The following is a 16,616-nucleotide window of genomic DNA, read 5'->3' as shown; positions in this document are numbered from 1 at the left end:
GGGTTTCTCGCGAGCAAGCTCGCTCCTACAGGGGCAGTGGTTGTCGAGATTTGCGGTATTTCCTGTGCATCCCCAGCTTGTCAGTTTGCCCCTCCAACGCCACACTAGCGCTCATGAAAAACGTCAGCCCCAGTTACCTCAAGCATCATTTCCTGATCGCCATGCCGCACATGGCCGACCCGAACTTTGCCCACACCTTGACCTACATCGTCGAGCACACGGCCAATGGTGCCATGGGGCTGGTGGTCAACCGTCCGCAAGATCTGAATCTGGCTGATATCCTCGAGCAATTGCGCCCGGATATCGAACCACCGGCGCTATGCCAGCACGTACCGATCTTCATGGGCGGCCCGGTGCAGACCGATCGCGGTTTTGTCCTGCACCCCTCAGGCCAGACTTACCAGGCGACCGTTGATCTGGAAGGCGAGCTGTCGCTGTCCACGTCCCAGGACGTGCTGTTCGCGATTGCAGACGGCGTCGGTCCCGGGAAAAGCGTGATCACCCTCGGTTACGCCGGCTGGGAAGCCGGGCAACTGGAGTCGGAACTGGCTGACAACGCCTGGCTGACCTGCCCGTACAGCGCCGACATCCTGTTCAATACCAGCAGCGAACTGCGCCTGGAAGCGGCGGCCCGGCACCTGGGGATCAATCTCAGCCTGCTGACCAGCCAGGCGGGGCACGCCTGATGGCTCTGCGGTTGATTCTCGGCTTCGACTACGGCACCAAACAGATCGGCGTGGCGGTCGGCCAGGTGATTACCGGCCAGGCTCGCGAGCTGTGCACCCTGAAGGCGCAGAACGGCATACCCGACTGGAACCAGGTCGAAGCCCTGATCAAGGAATGGAAACCCGACGCTGTCGTGGTCGGCCTACCCCTGAACATGGACGGAACGCCCAGCGACATGTGCCTGCGCGCGGAAAAATTCGCCCGCCGCCTCAATGGCCGCTACAACCTGCCCTTCTATACCCACGATGAACGCCTGACCACCTTTGAGGCCAAAGGCGAGCGGCGGGATCGGGGCGGACAAAAGGGCAGCTACCGCGACAACCCGGTGGACGCCATCGCCGCCGCCCTGCTGCTGCAAGGCTGGCTCGACGAAAATACCGCACTGTTCGAATCCTGATCACACCCTATCCTGAAGAGCCGCCACGCGACTCTCTAAGCTGCAACCCGGGCCATTGCTCAAGCAGAATCTGGCCCGGGTCCAAGAAGGAGCAACCATGAGCCTGCCCAATCCCGCCGAACTGATCAGCCAGATGGCGACCCGTCTCAAGGCGCACCTGGAACATCGTGGCATCAGCGAGCCACGCTACATCGGCATTCGCACCGGCGGCGTCTGGGTCGCCCAGGCCTTGCTCGATGAACTGGGCAGCGACTCGCCACTCGGCACCCTGGACGTCTCCTTCTATCGCGACGACTTCAGCCAGAACGGCTTGCACCCGCAGGTCCGCCCTTCTGCCCTGCCGTTCGAGATCGAAGGCCAGCACCTGGTGCTGATCGACGACGTGCTGATGAGTGGCCGGACCATTCGCGCCGCGCTCAATGAGCTGTTCGACTACGGCCGCCCGGCCAGCGTGACGCTGGTCTGTCTGCTGGACCTCGACGCCGGTGAGCTGCCGATCCGCCCGAACGTAGTCGGCGCAACCCTGTCGCTGGCCGCCCATGAACGGGTGAAACTGTCCGGGCCATCGCCGCTCGTGCTGGAACTGCAAGATTTCGCCCTTTAATCCGCCCTATTGAGAGTCCCCCTCGCGATGACGCCTCTAGACACCAAGCGCCCGCTGCAGCTCAATGATCAGGGCCAGCTGCGCCACTTCCTCTCGCTCGACGGTTTGCGCCGCGAGCTGCTGACGGAAATCCTCGACACTGCCGACTCGTTCCTCGAAGTCGGCGCCCGGGCGGTGAAAAAAGTCCCGCTGCTGCGCGGCAAGACCGTGTGCAACGTGTTTTTCGAGAACTCTACCCGTACCCGCACCACCTTCGAACTGGCGGCCCAGCGCCTGTCGGCGGATGTCATCACCCTGAACGTGTCGACTTCCTCGGCGAGCAAGGGCGAAACGCTGCTCGACACCCTGCGCAATCTCGAAGCCATGGCCGCCGACATGTTCGTCGTGCGCCACGGTGACTCCGGCGCGGCGCACTTCATTGCCGAGCATGTCTGCCCGCAAGTGGCGATCATCAACGGCGGCGACGGCCGGCATGCGCACCCGACCCAGGGCATGCTCGACATGCTGACGATCCGTCGGCACAAGGGGGGGTTCGAAAACCTCTCGGTGGCCATTGTAGGCGACATCCTGCACTCGCGGGTCGCGCGCTCGAACATGCTGGCGCTCAAAACCCTCGGCTGCCCGGACATCCGCGTGATTGCGCCGAAGACCCTGCTGCCGATCGGCATCGAGCAATACGGCGTCAAGGTCTATACCGACATGACCGAAGGCCTGAAAGACGTCGACGTGGTGATCATGCTGCGCCTGCAGCGAGAACGCATGACTGGCGGCCTGCTGCCGAGCGAGGGCGAGTTCTACCGCCTATTCGGCCTGACGACAGCACGCCTCGCCGGCGCCAAGCCCGATTGCATTGTCATGCACCCGGGACCGATCAATCGCGGGGTGGAAATCGAGTCCGCAGTGGCCGATGGTCCGCACTCGGTCATCCTCAATCAGGTGACCTACGGGATTGCCATTCGTATGGCCGTTTTGTCCATGGCCATGAGCGGACAAACCGCCCAGCGCCAATTCGAGCAGGAGAACGCCCAGTGAAGCTCAGCATTCTCGGCGCACGCGTCATCGACCCCGTCAGCGGGCGGGATCAAGTCACCGATATCCACATTGAAGCCTGCAAGATCGTCGCCCTCGGTGCCGCACCTGCCGGTTTCGTCGCAGTCGATACCATAGACGCCCAGGGCCTGGTGGCCGCTCCCGGCCTGGTCGACCTGAACGTTGCCCTGCGCGAGCCAGGCTATAGCCGCAAAGGCTCGATCATCAGCGAAACCCGCGCGGCGGCTGCCGGCGGCGTCACCAGCCTGTGCTGCCCACCGAAAACCAAACCGGTCCTGGACACCTCGGCCGTCGCCGAACTGATCCTCGACCGCGCCCGTGAGGCCGGCAATACCAAAGTCTTCCCGATCGGCGCCCTGAGCAAAGGCCTCGATGGCGAACAGCTTGCAGAGCTGGTCGCATTGCGCGATGCCGGTTGCGTGGCCTTCGGCAACGGTCTGGAGAGTTTCCGCAACACCCGCACCCTGTGCCGGGCACTGGAATATGCGGCAACGTTCGACCTGACGGTAATCTTCAACTCCCAGGATCATGACCTGGCTGAAGGCGGCCTGGCCCACGAAGGCCCAACCGCGAGCTTCCTAGGCTTGCCAGGCATTCCGGAAACCGCCGAAACCGTGGCCCTGGCCCGTGATCTGTTACTGGTCGAGCAAAGCGGCGTACGCGCGCACTTCAGCCAGCTCACCAGCGCCCGCGGCGTAGCCCTGATCGCCCAGGCCCAGGCCCGTGGTCTGCCGGTGACCGCCGATGTGGCCCTGTATCAGTTGATCCTGACGGATGAAGCGCTGATCGACTTCAGCAGCCTCTATCACGTCCAGCCGCCGCTGCGCACCCGCGCTGACCGCGACGGCCTGCGCGAGGCGGTGAAGTCTGGCGTGGTGTCAGCCATCTCCAGCCACCACCAGCCCCACGAGCGCGATGCCAAACTGGCGCCGTTCGGCGCGACCGAACCGGGCATCAGCAGCGTCGAACTGCTGCTGCCGCTGGCCATGACGTTAGTGGAGGATGGGTTGCTCGACCTGCCGACACTGCTGGCGCGACTGAGCGCGGGCCCCGCCGAGGCGTTGCGCCTGCCGGCAGGCAAGCTGGTGGTAGGGGGTGCGGCGGATATCGTGTTGTTCGATCCGGCGGCCTCGACCGTAGCCGGTGAAAACTGGCTGTCCAAAGGCGAGAACTGCCCGTTCATTGGCCACAGCCTGCCGAGTGTGGTGCGGTACACCCTGGTGGATGGACGGATCAGCCACCAGGCCTGAAAACCAAAAGATCGCAGCCTGCGCCAGCTCCTAAAGGGAAACGCATATCCCTGTGCAGGAGCTGGCGAAGCCTGCGATCTTTTGATCTTGCTTAACGGCTCTGCGCGTTACGCACGGAAACCTGGTCATTCAACGTCCAGAAGTCATACAGCACCCCCAGGAAGAACAACCCACCCGTCACCAGGTACAGCAACCCGCTGATCCATTTCCCCTGGTACATGCGGTGTACACCGAACACTCCGAGGAAGGTCAGCAGAATCCACGCGACGTTGTATTCGATCGGCCCAGCGGTAAAGCGCAGGTCCGCCTCGCGATCCATGGCCGGGATCAGGAACACGTCGATCAGCCAGCCGATACCCAGCAAACCGAAGGTGAAGAACCAGATCGTCCCGGTCACCGGCTTGCCGTAATAAAAGCGGTGAGCACCGGTAAATCCGAGGATCCACAGCAGGTAGCCAATGAGCTTGCTATGGGTGTCCTGATGCGGAACAGGGTGCTGATAGGTATTCATGAATGACCTCGATTCAGACGATAGATAAATATTCTTTAATTCTTTGTGACTTTTTTACGCGTGGCCGACAAATGGCAAATGTTATCCTTCTGTTCTCTAAAGTCTTGTCGCATAAGGCATTTGCCTGAAGACCCTCGTACATCTGTCGCCAATTTGGTTCCCTTGAGACTTTTGCGAATCGACCAACGGACCCGGAATGGACAAAAAAGCTGTTATAAAGTTGCGCGCTAACCAATATGAGCCCTGCCTAATGCGTCCAATTTTCAAGACATGGCTAACCATTTGCCTTTTGATGCCACTGGCCGCCCACGCCACCAATCGTGAGCAACGTCTTCCCAACGTTAATGGTTACACCCCGAAATCCCATGCTTCTGCTCCTTCGAGCAAAAGCAAAAAAACCGCTCCAACCCTGACCAGTAAAAGCAGCCTGGTTCCGCCAATGGCGAGCAAGGAAAGCAGCAACGTGCTGAGCCGTGCGGTGAATGTGCTCGGTACTCCTTATCGTTGGGGCGGTAGCAGCCCAAGTAAAGGGTTTGACTGCAGCGGCCTGGTGAAATACGCGTTCAACGACGCGACATTCGACCTGCCCCGCACGTCGAACGCCATGGCCAGTGGTCATGGCGAGAAAGTCGATCGCAAGGATCTGAAGCCTGGCGACCTGATTTTCTTCAACATCAAGAGCCGTCGGGTCAATCACGTCGCCATTTACCTGGGCAACGACCGCTTCATCCACGCACCGCGTCGTGGCAAGTCGGTGAGTATCGATACGCTGAAAAAACCGTATTGGGAAAAACACTACGTAGTGGCCAAGCGGGTACTGCCGAAAGAACAGAGCGCGTTGCGGGTTGTTCAGCGCTGATCTGAAGCCAAAACATCTTCGCCGGACATTACGGCCCTATCGCGAGCAGGCTCGCTCCCACGTTGGAATGCATTCCGCTGTGGGAGCGGGCCTGCTCGCGATGGCATACTTGAAAGCGCCACCAATCTCCCTCAGAAGTTATCCGGCAACCTCGCCTTCTCCCGCGCATGCTCGCGGCTGATCAGCCCTTTGTTGACCAGATCCTTCAAGCACATATCCAGCGTCTGCATCCCCAACGACGCGCCGGTCTGAATCGACGAATACATCTGCGCCACCTTGTCCTCACGGATCAGGTTACGGATCGCCGACGTTCCTATCATGATCTCGTGCGCGGCAACCCGGCCGCCACCGACTTTCTTGATCAGCGCCTGCGAGACCACGGCCAGCAGGGACTCGGAGAGCATCGAACGCACCATCGACTTCTCGTCTCCCGGAAACACGTCCACCACCCGGTCGATGGTTTTCGCCGCCGACGTGGTGTGCAGCGTGCCAAACACCAGATGCCCGGTTTCCGCCGCCGTCAAGGCCAGCCGAATAGTCTCCAGATCGCGCATTTCACCCACCAGAATCACGTCCGGGTCCTCGCGCAGGGCCGAGCGCAGGGCCGTGGCAAAGCTGCGGGTATCACGGTGAACTTCGCGCTGATTGATCAGGCATTTGCGTGATTCGTGAACGAATTCGATAGGGTCCTCAATGGTTAGGATATGGTGATGACGATGGTTGTTCAGGTAATCGATCATGGCCGCGAGGGTGGTCGACTTGCCGGAGCCGGTAGGCCCGGTCACCAACACCAGGCCGCGCGGGGCCTCGGTGATTTTGCGAAATACCTCCCCCATGCCCAGGTCATCCATGCTCAGGACTTTTGAGGGAATGGTACGAAAAACCGCACCAGCGCCGCGGTTCTGGTTGAAGACATTGACGCGAAAGCGCGCCACGCCGGGCACATCAAAGGAAAAGTCGGTCTCCAGATGCTTCTCGAAATCCACCCGCTGGGTGTCGTTCATGATCGCGTAGATGAGCTCCTGCACCTGTTTGTGGTCCAGGGCAGGCAAGTTGATGCGGCGTACATCGCCATCGACGCGAATCATCGGTGGCAGGCCGGCGGACAAGTGCAGGTCGGACGCGCCCTGTTTGGCGCTGAAGGCCAGCAGCTCAGTGATATCCATAGCGCTCCTCAATTCCAGTAGAATGCCGCCAACCTCAGAACCGCTGGCGCCTCTTGAATGTCCACGATAGCAGACAACATCGCACAGGTTAGTTCGCGCATCCATGCTGCGGCCCAAGCCGCTCACCGCGACGAGCACAGCGTGCAGTTGCTCGCCGTGAGCAAGACCAAGCCCGCCGAAGCGTTGCGCGAAGCACACGCCGCCGGGATCTGCGACTTCGGCGAGAACTATCTGCAGGAAGCCCTGGGCAAACAGCTCGAATTGGCCGACCTGCCCTTGATCTGGCACTTCATCGGCCCCATTCAATCGAACAAGACTCGCGCTATCGCCGAGCACTTCGCCTGGGTGCATTCCGTGGATCGCTTGAAAATCGCACAACGCCTGTCCGAGCAACGTCCCGCCGATTTGCCTCCACTGAATATCTGCATCCAGGTCAACGTCAGCGGTGAAGCCAGCAAATCCGGCTGCACCCCTGAAGATCTGCCGGCGCTGGCGCAAGCCATCAGCCAATTGCCGCGCATCCGCTTGCGCGGGCTGATGGCGATTCCCGAGCCAACTGAAGATCGCGCCGCCCAGGACGCCGCCTTTGCTGCCGTACAGCAACTGCAAGCCAGTTTGAACTTGCCGCTCGACACACTTTCCATGGGCATGAGCCACGACCTCGAGTCGGCCATCGCCATGGGCGCCACCTGGGTCCGTATCGGTACGGCCCTGTTTGGCGCCCGCGGCTCTCAACCAATGCAGCCTTGATGGCTCTCTTTGTAAGGACCTGACATGAGCAAGACTCGTATTGCCTTTATCGGTGCCGGCAACATGGCCGCCAGCCTGATCGGCGGCCTGCGCGCCAAAGGTCTGGAAGCCGAGCTGATCCGCGCCAGCGATCCGGGCGCTGAAACCCGCTCGAAAGTCGCCGCTGAACACGCCATTGCTGTATTTGCCGACAACGCCGAGGCGATCAAGGACGCCGAAGTGGTCGTCCTGGCGGTCAAACCCCAGGCGATGAAGGCCGTGTGCGAAGCGATTCGCCCAAACCTGAAGCCGAACCAACTGGTGGTGTCCATCGCTGCCGGCATTACCTGCGCCAGCATGAACAACTGGCTCGGCGCACAGCCTATCGTGCGCTGCATGCCCAATACCCCGGCGCTGCTGCGCCAGGGTGTGAGCGGGTTGTTCGCTACGGCCGAAGTCAGCGCCGAGCAACGCCAGCAAGCCGAAGAGTTGCTGTCCGCCGTCGGCATCGCCCTGTGGCTTGACGAAGAACAGCAGCTGGACGCGGTCACTGCGGTGTCCGGCAGCGGCCCGGCGTACTTCTTTCTGCTGATTGAAGCGATGACCGCTGCCGGCGTGAAACTCGGCCTGCCAGCAGATATCGCCGCTCAACTGACCGTGCAAACGGCCTTGGGCGCTGCGCACATGGCGGTTGCCAGTGACGTCGACGCGGCTGAATTGCGTCGCCGCGTGACTTCCCCTGCAGGTACCACCGAAGCTGCAATCAAGTCGTTCCAGGCTGGCGGCTTTGAAGCGCTGGTAGAAAAAGCACTCGGCGCCGCTGCGCACCGCTCGGCCGAAATGGCCGAACAATTGGGTCAATAAGGAGCCTTACATGATTGGATTGAACACTGCAGCGGTCTACGTGCTGCAAACCCTCGGCAGTCTGTATCTGCTGATCGTACTGTTGCGTTTCGTGCTGCAACTGGTGCGGGCGAACTTCTATAACCCGCTCTGCCAATTCGCGGTAAAAGCCACCCAACCGCTGCTCAAGCCCCTGCGCCGGATTATCCCGAGCATGTTTGGCCTGGACATGTCGTCCCTGGTGCTGGCGATCCTGGTGCAATTGGCACTGATGGCGCTGACACTGCTGCTGACCTACGGCACGACCGGCAACCCGCTGCAACTGCTGATCTGGTCGCTGATCGGCGTGACCGCGCTGTTCCTGAAGATTTTCTTCTTTGCCCTGATCATCAGTGTGATCCTGTCGTGGGTTGCACCGGGTAGCCACAACCCTGGCGCCGAGCTGGTCAACCAGATCTGCGAACCGGCCCTTGCACCGTTCCGCAAGATCCTGCCAAACCTCGGCGGCCTGGATATCTCGCCGATCCTCGCCTTCATGGTGTTGAAGCTGATCGACATGCTGGTCATCAACAACCTGGCCGAGATGACGATGATGCCGCAGATCCTGCGCTTGCTCATCTAACTCCCAGGCTCACTGCAGTATCGTTCTTCGCGAGCAAGCCCGCTCCCACAGGTAAAGTGCAGACTTGTTGGAGCAAGGCTTGCCCGCGATGGCAACGCCTCGGTATGACAAGTAACAAACAGCCCCGGCCTTTGCTTGCCGCTAACCCCACCGGTCTTTAGACTTACGCCTCATTTCAACGAGAGCAGGGTCGATGCCAACTGCCTTTCCCGCCGATTCTGTTGGCCTGGTGACGCCGCAAGTGGCGCACTTCAGTGAACCCCTGGCCCTGGCCTGTGGCCGTTCGCTTCCAGCCTATGACCTGATCTACGAAACCTACGGCACGCTGAACGCCACGGCGAGTAACGCCGTGCTGATCTGCCACGCCTTGTCCGGCCACCACCACGCCGCCGGTTTCCACAGCCCCGACGACCGCAAACCCGGTTGGTGGGACAGCTGCATCGGCCCAGGCAAGCCCATTGATACGACTAAATTTTTTGTCGTCAGCCTGAACAACCTGGGCGGCTGCAATGGCTCCACCGGCCCGAGCAGCATCAACCCGGAGACCGGCAAGCCATTTGGAGCCGACTTCCCGGTGCTCACGGTAGAGGATTGGGTGCACAGCCAGGCACGCCTGGCGGACGTGCTCGGCATCAACCAATGGGCCGCCGTGATCGGCGGCAGCCTGGGCGGCATGCAGGCGATGCAATGGAGCATTACCTACCCCGATCGCATCCGGCACTGCCTGGCAATCGCCTCGGCCCCCAAGTTGTCGGCACAGAACATCGCGTTCAACGAAGTGGCGCGCCAGGCCATCCTGACCGACCCCGAATTCCACGGTGGCTCGTTCCAGGAAGCAGGCGTAATCCCCAAGCGCGGCTTGATGCTGGCACGGATGGTCGGGCACATCACTTATCTTTCCGATGACTCCATGGGCGAGAAATTCGGCCGCGGCCTGAAAAGTGAAAAGCTCAACTACGACTTCCACAGCGTCGAGTTTCAGGTTGAAAGCTACTTGCGTTACCAGGGGGAGGAGTTTTCCGGCCGCTTCGACGCCAACACCTATCTGTTGATGACCAAGGCGCTGGACTACTTCGATCCTGCGGCGAATTTCGACGACGACCTGGCGAAAACCTTCGCCAACGCCCAGGCCAAATTCTGCGTGATGTCGTTCACCACCGACTGGCGCTTCTCCCCTGCCCGCTCGCGGGAGCTGGTGGATGCGCTGATGGCCGCCAAGAAAGACGTGTGCTACCTCGAGATCGACGCTCCGCAAGGCCACGACGCCTTCCTGATTCCGATTCCGCGTTACCTGCAGGCGTTCAGCAACTACATGAACCGAATTTCGCTTTGAGGACATCATGAGAGCCGATCTGGAAATCATACAGGAATGGATCCCCGCCGGCAGCCGCGTACTCGACCTGGGTTGCGGCGACGGTGAACTGCTGACCTGGCTGCGCGACAACAAGCAGGTGACCGGCTACGGGCTGGAAAACGACCCGGACAATATTGCCGAATGCGTCGCCAAAGGCATCAACGTCATCGAGCAGGACCTGGACAAGGGCCTGGGCAACTTCGCCAGCAACAGTTTCGACATCGTGGTCATGACCCAGGCGTTGCAGGCGGTGCACTACCCGGACCTAATCCTCGACGAGATGCTGCGGGTCGGTCGCCAGTGCATCATCACCTTCCCGAATTTCGGCCACTGGCGCTGCCGCTGGTACCTCGCGAGCAAGGGGCGGATGCCCGTTTCCGATTTCCTGCCATACACTTGGTACAACACGCCGAACATCCACTTCTGCACTTTCGGCGACTTTGAAGAGTTGTGTCGCGAACGTGAAGCCAAGGTCATTGATCGGCTGGCTGTCGATCAACAGCATCGCCACGGGTGGGCCAGCAAGCTATGGCCTAATCTATTAGGTGAAATCGGCATCTACCGCGTCAGCAGCCCCGGCCTGCAGGATCACAAGATCGCGGTGTGAAACACGACATCTCGAGGAGAACCAACATGGGTCGTCTAGCGCTGTTTCTATTTACTGCCTGCCTGAGCGTGACCGCCATGGCCGCCGACGCCATCAAGGGTGAACGCCAGGAAAAATTCGGTGACGTGACGGTGCATTACAACACCTTCAATTCCACCTTCCTGACGCCGGACATTGCCAAAGCCGCGGAACTGACCCGCAGCAAGAACCAGGGCGTGATCAACATTTCGGTGCTCAAGGACGGCAAGCCGCTGATGGCCCAGGTCAGCGGCACCATCAAGGACCTGACCAGCCAGAGCGTAAAGCTCAACTTCCGCCAGATCACCGAACAGGGTGCGATTTACTATATCGCCCAATACCCGGTCGATCAGCAGGAGACCCGCACCTTTAATATTCAGGTGCAGACTGGCGATAAAATCAACACCATCAATTTCAACCAAGAGCTTTTCCCCGGCCAATGATGAACTTCACCCAACTCGTACTGGCCAGCCACAACGCCGGCAAACTCAAGGAACTCCAGGCCATGCTCGGCGATTCGGTGCAATTGCGCTCGATCGGCGAATTCAGCACTGTCGAGCCTGAAGAAACCGGCCTGTCGTTTGTCGAGAATGCCATTCTCAAGGCCCGCAACGCCGCGCGCATCTCCGGCCTGCCGGCGCTGGCCGATGATTCGGGCCTGGCAGTGGACTTCCTCGGTGGCGCACCGGGCATCTATTCGGCCCGTTACGCTGATGGCCAAGGCGATGCGGCGAACAACGCCAAGCTGCTCGACGCCTTGAAAGACGTACCTGAAACCGAACGCGGCGCGCAATTCGTCTGTGTACTGGCCCTGGTGCGGCACGCCGATGATCCGCTGCCGATACTCTGCGAAGGCTTGTGGCAAGGGCGCATCCTGACCCAGGCCAGTGGCGAGCATGGTTTTGGCTATGATCCGCTGTTCTGGGTGCCGGAACGCGACTGCTCCAGCGCAGAGCTGAGCCCTGGCGACAAGAACCTGATCAGCCACCGCGCCCGTGCAATGGAACTGCTGCGCCTGCGTCTGGGCTTGAAATGACCCACGACTCCTCCGCATCGCCGCTGATTTACGGCGGCGCTGCACAACCGCCTCGGGCAGCGCTTGCCGTACTGCCGCCCCTGGCGCTGTACATCCACATCCCGTGGTGTGTACGCAAATGCCCTTATTGCGACTTCAATTCCCACACGGCCAGCCCGGTGCTGCCGGAAGAGGAATACGTCGATGCCTTGCTGGCCGATCTCGATCAGGATCTGCACGCGGTGTATGGCCGCGAGCTGAGTTCGATCTTCTTTGGCGGTGGCACGCCGAGCCTGTTCAGCGCTGCGGCCCTGGGCCGACTGCTCAAGGGCGTCGAGCAGCGCATAACGTTCGCCGCAGACATCGAAATCACCCTGGAAGCCAATCCCGGGACCTTCGAGCAGGAAAAGTTCATGGCTTACCGCGCGCTGGGCATCAATCGCCTGTCGATCGGCGTCCAGAGCTTCCAGGAAGAGAAACTCAAGGCCCTGGGCCGCATTCATAACGGTGACGAAGCCCTCCGTGCTGCCGGCATGGCGCGTCAGGCCGGGTTCGACAACTTCAACCTGGACCTGATGCACGGCTTGCCCGATCAGTCCCTGGACGATGCGTTGAGTGACCTGCGCCAGGCCATCGCCCTTAAGCCGACTCACCTGTCCTGGTACCAACTGACCCTGGAACCGAACACGGTGTTCTGGAACCAGCCGCCGACGCTGCCGGAAGACGACACACTGTGGGACATTCAGGAAGCCGGCCAGGCGTTGCTCGCCGAGCACGGTTACGCGCAATACGAAGTCTCGGCGTATGCCCAACCCGGGCGCCCGGCGCGGCACAATCTCAATTACTGGAGCTTCGGTGACTTCATCGGCATCGGCGCCGGCGCTCACGGCAAGCTCAGTCATCCGGACGGGCGCATCGTGCGCACCTGGAAGACGCGCCTGCCGAAGGACTACCTGAACCCGGCGAAAAGCTTCAAGGCGGGCGAGAAAGCGCTGACCAATGAAGAAATGCCGTTCGAGTTCCTGATGAACGCCTTGCGCCTCACCGAAGGCGTCGAATCGCGGCTGTACCCTGAGCGTACCGGCCTGAGTCTGGAAAGCTTCGCCGAAGGCCGCCTCGAGGCCGAACAAAGCGGCTTGTTGCAGGTCGAACCGTCACGTCTGGCGGCCACCGAGCGCGGGCAACTGTTCCTCAATGACTTGCTGCAGAAATTTCTGAGCTGATTTCAGCCTTAAGGGAAAACGAATGGATTTGATACTCGACCTGCTCGCCACCGTCTCCCGCTGGAGCCGCAGCAACCTGTCGGAGATCTCTCTGGCGCTGGTGGGCTGTTTGCTGGTGCTGTTTGGCGCGGACATCAAGGGCTGGATCGACCAACGCCTGGGCAGCATCGCCGGCGCCTTGCGCGTCCCGCTGATGGCCTTGGTGTGCATGGTCGGCAGCGGCCTCGCGCTGATCTACGCCACGCCGTGGATCATCAAAGGCCTGAGCCAGTTCAACAACTACAGCCTGGCGCCGGTGTTGTTGGTGGTGTTGGTGCTCATCGGCGTAGTGGCCGACCGCCGCTGAATTTGAGCACATACAAAACATTGTGGGAGCGGGCTTGCCCGCGATGAGGCCGTAACATTCAACATCCACGTTGACTGTCAGACCACTGTCGCGGGCAAGCCCGCTCCCACAGGTTTTTGTATTACCGTTCAGGACTGCTTTTCGAACTTCAGATCCCACACGCCATGCCCAAGACGTTCGCCACGGCGTTCGAACTTGGTGATCGGCCGCTCGGCCGGGCGCGGTACGCACTTACCGTCTTCGGCCAGGTTGCGATAACCCGGCGCGACGTTCATCACTTCCAGCATGTACTCGGCGTACGGCTCCCAGTCCGTGGCCATGTGCAGCACGCCGCCGACCTTCAACTTGCTACGCACCAGCTCAGCGAACGACGCCTGAACGATGCGACGCTTGTGGTGACGACTCTTGTGCCATGGATCAGGGAAAAACAGCATCAGGCGATCGAGACTGTTATCCGCCACGCAGCGGTTGAGCACTTCGATCGCATCGCAATCGTAGACTCGAAGGTTGGTCAGGCCCTGGGTCAGCACGCCATTGAGTAGCGCGCCAACACCCGGACGGTGCACCTCAACGCCAATGAAATCCTGCTCCGGCGAAGCCGCAGCCATTTCCAGCAAGGAATGGCCCATGCCGAAGCCGATTTCCAGGGAGCGCGGCGCAGAGCGGCCAAACACTTGATCGAAGTCCACCGGCGCATCGGCGAGCGGCAGCACGAACAGTGGCGTGCCCTGCTCCAGGCCTTTCTGCTGGCCTTCGGTCATGCGCCCGGCGCGCATCACAAAACTCTTGATACGTCGGTGTTGGCGCTCTTCGCCTTCTTCCGGCTGGATAGGCGTTTCTTTTGATTCAGTCATCAATGGCTCTTACTTGATCAGACCATCCAGCGGCGAGGAGGCGCTGGCATAGAGTTTTTTCGGCATGCGACCGGCGAGGTAGGCCAGACGGCCCGCGACGATCGCATGTTTCATGGCTTCGGCCATCATGACCGGCTGCTGGGCATGGGCGATAGCCGAGTTCATCAGCACCGCCTCGCAGCCCAGTTCCATGGCAATCGTAGCGTCGGAAGCGGTACCCACACCAGCATCCACCAGTACGGGAATCTTGGCTTCTTCGAGGATGATCTGCAGGTTGTAAGGGTTGCAGATCCCCAGTCCCGTGCCGATCAGACCGGCCAGCGGCATCACCGCGATCACACCGATTTCCGCCAGCTGACGGGCAATGATCGGGTCATCGCTGGTGTAGACCATCACGTCAAAACCTTCCTTGACCAGCACTTCGGCAGCCTTCAGGGTTTCAATCACGTTGGGAAACAGGGTTTTCTGGTCCGCCAGCACTTCAAGCTTCACCAGGTTGTGGCCGCCCAGCAGCTCCCGGGCCAGCCGACAGGTGCGCACGGCCTCGGCGGCATCGAAGCAGCCTGCCGTGTTCGGCAGGAAAGTGTAGCGATCCGGCGACAGGACTTCGAGCAGGTTCGGTTCGCCCGGGTTCTGGCCGAGGTTGGTACGGCGCACGGCGAAGGTCACGATCTCGGCACCCGAGGCTTCGATGGCCAGGCGGGTTTCTTCCATGTCACGGTACTTGCCTGTGCCTACCAGCAAACGCGACTGGTAGGTACGACCGGCCAGGACGAAGGGCTTGTCGCTACGAACGATGCTCATGGGAAATCCTCTGTTGGGGTGAGGTTCTTGCAGAATTCTGTGCCCTTGCGGGCCGGGCGACTAGCCGCCGCCGATGGCGTGCACAACTTCGACTGAATCACCGTCGTTCAAGGTGGTTTCGGCATGCTGGCTGCGCGGGACGATGTCCAGATTGAGCTCGACCGCTACCCGGCGTCCGGTAAGTTCCAGACGGGTCAGCAGGGCCGCAACGGTTTCACCGTCGGGCAGTTCAAGGGATTCGCCGTTCAACTGAATGCGCATGCCGCAGGCCACCATCATTTTAAGGGGCTGGCATTCTAGCCCGATCAACCAGATCGACCCAAGCCATTCGTCTTGAAACGCAATCCTCCCGGTAGGAGCTGCCGCAGGCTGCGATCTTTTGATCTGGCTTTTTTGAAGATCAAAAGATCGCAGCCTGCGGCAGCTCCTACCGAGGTTTGGTTACCTCAGGCCAGGCGCCAGGCGGCAAGACCCAGGCAAAACCAGCCCACCAGAAACGCCAGCCCGCCAAACGGGGTGATGATCCCAAGTTTGCTGATGCCCGTCATGGTCAACACATACAGGCTGCCGGAAAACAGCAGGATGCCGATCGCAAACGAAGCACCTGCCCACGTGACCAGGCGTCCCTGCATTTGTGTGGCCAGCAGCGCCACGCCCAGCAACGCCAGGGTATGCACCAATTGATAAGTGACGCCGGTGTGGAATATCGCAAGGTATTCAGGCGTCAGGCGGCTCTTCAGGCCATGGGCAGCGAATGCGCCCAGGGCAACTCCGGTAAAGCCAAAAAAAGCGGCCAGCATCAGAAAGCCACGCAGCATGAGAACTCCAGTCAGACTCGATCAACAGGGTCTGTATAATGGCCCGCTCAACGGGTTCGGCCAAGCCATCTCTATGCTGCGTTTAATTGTACGAAGATTCACCAAGGCCGTGCTCTGGTTCGCGGGCGGCAGCGTATTGCTGGTGCTGATATTTCGCGTGGTGCCGCCTCCGGGAACGGCCTTGATGGTCGAGCGCAAGATCGAGTCATGGTTCGACGGCGAGCCCATTGACCTGCAACGCACCTGGAAACCCTGGGATGAGATCTCCGACGACCTCAAGCTTGCGGTGATTGCCGGTGAAGACCAGAAATTCCCGGAGCACTGGGGATTCGATTTTGGCGCGATTCAAAAAGCCCTGGCTCACAACGAGCTCGGCGGTTCGATTCGGGGCGCCAGCACCTTGAGCCAGCAGGTTTCGAAGAACCTGTTCTTGTGGTCCGGCCGCAGCTGGTTGCGCAAAGGCCTGGAAGCGTGGTTTACCGGGTTGATAGAAGTGCTCTGGCCCAAGCAGCGGATTCTTGAGGTTTACCTCAACAGTGTGGAGTGGGATGAGGGCGTGTTTGGCGCAGAGGCGGCAGCGCGGCACCACTTTGGTGTCAGCGCAAAAGGGCTCAGTCGTCAGCAATCCAGCCTGCTGGCGGCGGTCCTGCCAAACCCGCGAGTCTGGAGCGCGAGCCATCCCACCAGCTATGTTGCGCGACGCGCAGGATGGGTTCGACAACAGATGAGCCAGCTGGGTGGCGACAGCTATCTGCTGGGCCTGAACGGCTCGCGTCGGCCGCCTTGGGCGCAATGAACGCCCAGAGCAAAAGATCGCAGC

At 60.6% G+C, this 16,616-nt stretch carries 22 protein-coding genes; 16 read left to right on the top strand and 6 right to left on the bottom strand.

Features of this window, described 5'->3' with window-relative positions:
• Positions 1-113 precede the first annotated feature (113 nt).
• The 5 genes from AAEZ09_RS07205 (at position 114) to AAEZ09_RS07185 (ending at position 4,027) form a co-directional block, all read left to right on the top strand.
• Complete coding sequence (locus tag AAEZ09_RS07205) at positions 114-686, top strand: YqgE/AlgH family protein (RefSeq protein WP_045059832.1); 573 nt, start codon at positions 114-116, stop codon at positions 684-686.
• A complete protein-coding gene (gene ruvX, locus AAEZ09_RS07200; protein ID WP_005792259.1) occupies positions 686-1,123 on the top strand; it encodes a Holliday junction resolvase RuvX in 438 nt (145 codons plus the stop codon). The genes AAEZ09_RS07205 and ruvX overlap by 1 nt, the downstream gene beginning before the upstream one ends.
• A 97-nt stretch (positions 1,124-1,220) precedes the next feature.
• Positions 1,221-1,727, top strand: coding sequence for a bifunctional pyr operon transcriptional regulator/uracil phosphoribosyltransferase PyrR (gene pyrR, locus AAEZ09_RS07195; RefSeq protein WP_122841147.1), 507 nt, complete (start codon positions 1,221-1,223; stop codon positions 1,725-1,727).
• A gap of 27 nt (positions 1,728-1,754) precedes the next feature.
• Entirely contained in the window at positions 1,755-2,759 is a 1,005-nt protein-coding gene (locus tag AAEZ09_RS07190) for an aspartate carbamoyltransferase catalytic subunit (RefSeq protein WP_007913665.1), read from the top strand.
• Positions 2,756-4,027 carry a dihydroorotase gene (locus AAEZ09_RS07185; protein ID WP_350598823.1) on the top strand — a complete coding sequence of 424 codons (1,272 nt, stop codon included), beginning with the start codon at positions 2,756-2,758 and terminating at the stop codon, positions 4,025-4,027. The genes AAEZ09_RS07190 and AAEZ09_RS07185 overlap by 4 nt, the downstream gene beginning before the upstream one ends.
• 91 nt (positions 4,028-4,118) lie before the next feature.
• Here the strand turns inward: AAEZ09_RS07185 and AAEZ09_RS07180 are convergent, their stop codons facing one another.
• The gene (locus tag AAEZ09_RS07180) at positions 4,119-4,538 is read right to left on the bottom strand and encodes an NINE protein (RefSeq protein ID WP_045059829.1); all 420 of its coding nucleotides are present in this window, start codon (positions 4,536-4,538) and stop codon (positions 4,119-4,121) included.
• Positions 4,539-4,788: 250 nt separating this feature from the next.
• On the opposite strand from AAEZ09_RS07180, the gene AAEZ09_RS07175 reads away from it, so the two are divergent.
• Entirely contained in the window at positions 4,789-5,397 is a 609-nt protein-coding gene (locus AAEZ09_RS07175) for a C40 family peptidase (RefSeq protein WP_045059828.1), read from the top strand.
• 131 nt (positions 5,398-5,528) lie between these two features.
• On the opposite strand, the gene AAEZ09_RS07170 is transcribed toward AAEZ09_RS07175, so the two are convergent.
• Complete coding sequence (locus AAEZ09_RS07170; protein ID WP_122841143.1) at positions 5,529-6,563, bottom strand: type IV pilus twitching motility protein PilT; 1,035 nt, start codon at positions 6,561-6,563, stop codon at positions 5,529-5,531.
• A gap of 57 nt (positions 6,564-6,620) precedes the next feature.
• Between AAEZ09_RS07170 and AAEZ09_RS07165 the strand changes: the two genes are divergently transcribed.
• The 9 genes from AAEZ09_RS07165 (at position 6,621) to AAEZ09_RS07125 (ending at position 13,320) form a co-directional block, all read left to right on the top strand.
• Positions 6,621-7,313 (top strand): YggS family pyridoxal phosphate-dependent enzyme, encoded by a 693-nt coding sequence (locus AAEZ09_RS07165; protein WP_045059826.1) that lies wholly within the window; start codon positions 6,621-6,623, stop codon positions 7,311-7,313.
• Between the two features lie 24 nt (positions 7,314-7,337).
• The gene (gene proC, locus AAEZ09_RS07160) at positions 7,338-8,156 is read left to right on the top strand and encodes a pyrroline-5-carboxylate reductase (RefSeq protein ID WP_350598820.1); all 819 of its coding nucleotides are present in this window, start codon (positions 7,338-7,340) and stop codon (positions 8,154-8,156) included.
• A 10-nt stretch (positions 8,157-8,166) separates the two neighbouring features.
• Positions 8,167-8,757 (top strand): YggT family protein, encoded by a 591-nt coding sequence (locus tag AAEZ09_RS07155; RefSeq protein WP_045059824.1) that lies wholly within the window; start codon positions 8,167-8,169, stop codon positions 8,755-8,757.
• A gap of 193 nt (positions 8,758-8,950) precedes the next feature.
• Positions 8,951-10,090 carry a homoserine O-succinyltransferase MetX gene (metX, locus tag AAEZ09_RS07150; RefSeq protein WP_045059823.1) on the top strand — a complete coding sequence of 380 codons (1,140 nt, stop codon included), beginning with the start codon at positions 8,951-8,953 and terminating at the stop codon, positions 10,088-10,090.
• A 7-nt stretch (positions 10,091-10,097) separates the two neighbouring features.
• On the top strand, positions 10,098-10,718 hold the full coding sequence (gene metW / locus AAEZ09_RS07145) for a methionine biosynthesis protein MetW (RefSeq protein WP_350598818.1): 621 nt from the start codon (positions 10,098-10,100) through the stop codon (positions 10,716-10,718).
• 26 nt (positions 10,719-10,744) lie between these two features.
• Entirely contained in the window at positions 10,745-11,179 is a 435-nt protein-coding gene (locus AAEZ09_RS07140; protein ID WP_045059821.1) for a DUF4426 domain-containing protein, read from the top strand.
• A complete protein-coding gene (gene rdgB, locus AAEZ09_RS07135; RefSeq protein ID WP_045059820.1) occupies positions 11,176-11,772 on the top strand; it encodes an RdgB/HAM1 family non-canonical purine NTP pyrophosphatase in 597 nt (198 codons plus the stop codon). The genes AAEZ09_RS07140 and rdgB overlap by 4 nt, the downstream gene beginning before the upstream one ends.
• Positions 11,769-12,974, top strand: a complete 1,206-nt coding sequence (hemW, locus tag AAEZ09_RS07130) for a radical SAM family heme chaperone HemW (protein WP_237142233.1) — start codon at positions 11,769-11,771, stop codon at positions 12,972-12,974. The genes rdgB and hemW overlap by 4 nt, the downstream gene beginning before the upstream one ends.
• Positions 12,975-12,996: 22 nt before the next feature.
• Positions 12,997-13,320 (top strand): DUF3392 domain-containing protein, encoded by a 324-nt coding sequence (locus tag AAEZ09_RS07125; RefSeq protein ID WP_205892051.1) that lies wholly within the window; start codon positions 12,997-12,999, stop codon positions 13,318-13,320.
• A 128-nt stretch (positions 13,321-13,448) separates the two neighbouring features.
• Here AAEZ09_RS07125 and trmB read toward each other — a convergent pair whose 3' ends face one another.
• The 4 genes from trmB to AAEZ09_RS07105 form a co-directional block, all read right to left on the bottom strand.
• The gene (gene trmB, locus AAEZ09_RS07120) at positions 13,449-14,174 is read right to left on the bottom strand and encodes a tRNA (guanosine(46)-N7)-methyltransferase TrmB (protein ID WP_045059818.1); all 726 of its coding nucleotides are present in this window, start codon (positions 14,172-14,174) and stop codon (positions 13,449-13,451) included.
• A 9-nt stretch (positions 14,175-14,183) separates the two neighbouring features.
• Positions 14,184-14,978, bottom strand: a complete 795-nt coding sequence (locus AAEZ09_RS07115; protein WP_122841137.1) for a thiazole synthase — start codon at positions 14,976-14,978, stop codon at positions 14,184-14,186.
• Positions 14,979-15,038: 60 nt separating this feature from the next.
• A complete protein-coding gene (gene thiS / locus AAEZ09_RS07110) occupies positions 15,039-15,239 on the bottom strand; it encodes a sulfur carrier protein ThiS (protein ID WP_007897898.1) in 201 nt (66 codons plus the stop codon).
• 185 nt (positions 15,240-15,424) lie between these two features.
• Positions 15,425-15,796, bottom strand: a complete 372-nt coding sequence (locus AAEZ09_RS07105) for a DUF423 domain-containing protein (RefSeq protein WP_205892050.1) — start codon at positions 15,794-15,796, stop codon at positions 15,425-15,427.
• 73 nt (positions 15,797-15,869) lie between these two features.
• Here AAEZ09_RS07105 and mtgA point away from each other — a divergent pair, with 73 nt between their 5' ends.
• Complete coding sequence (gene mtgA / locus AAEZ09_RS07100) at positions 15,870-16,592, top strand: monofunctional biosynthetic peptidoglycan transglycosylase (RefSeq protein ID WP_350598814.1); 723 nt, start codon at positions 15,870-15,872, stop codon at positions 16,590-16,592.
• Positions 16,593-16,616: the final 24 nt, after the last annotated feature.

The sequence above is a fragment of the Pseudomonas sp. 65/3-MNA-CIBAN-0223 genome, assembly GCF_040310425.1.
In the GTDB taxonomy this organism is placed as follows: domain Bacteria; phylum Pseudomonadota; class Gammaproteobacteria; order Pseudomonadales; family Pseudomonadaceae; genus Aquipseudomonas; species Aquipseudomonas gregormendelii.
This window is presented reverse-complemented; position numbering and strand designations above follow the sequence as displayed.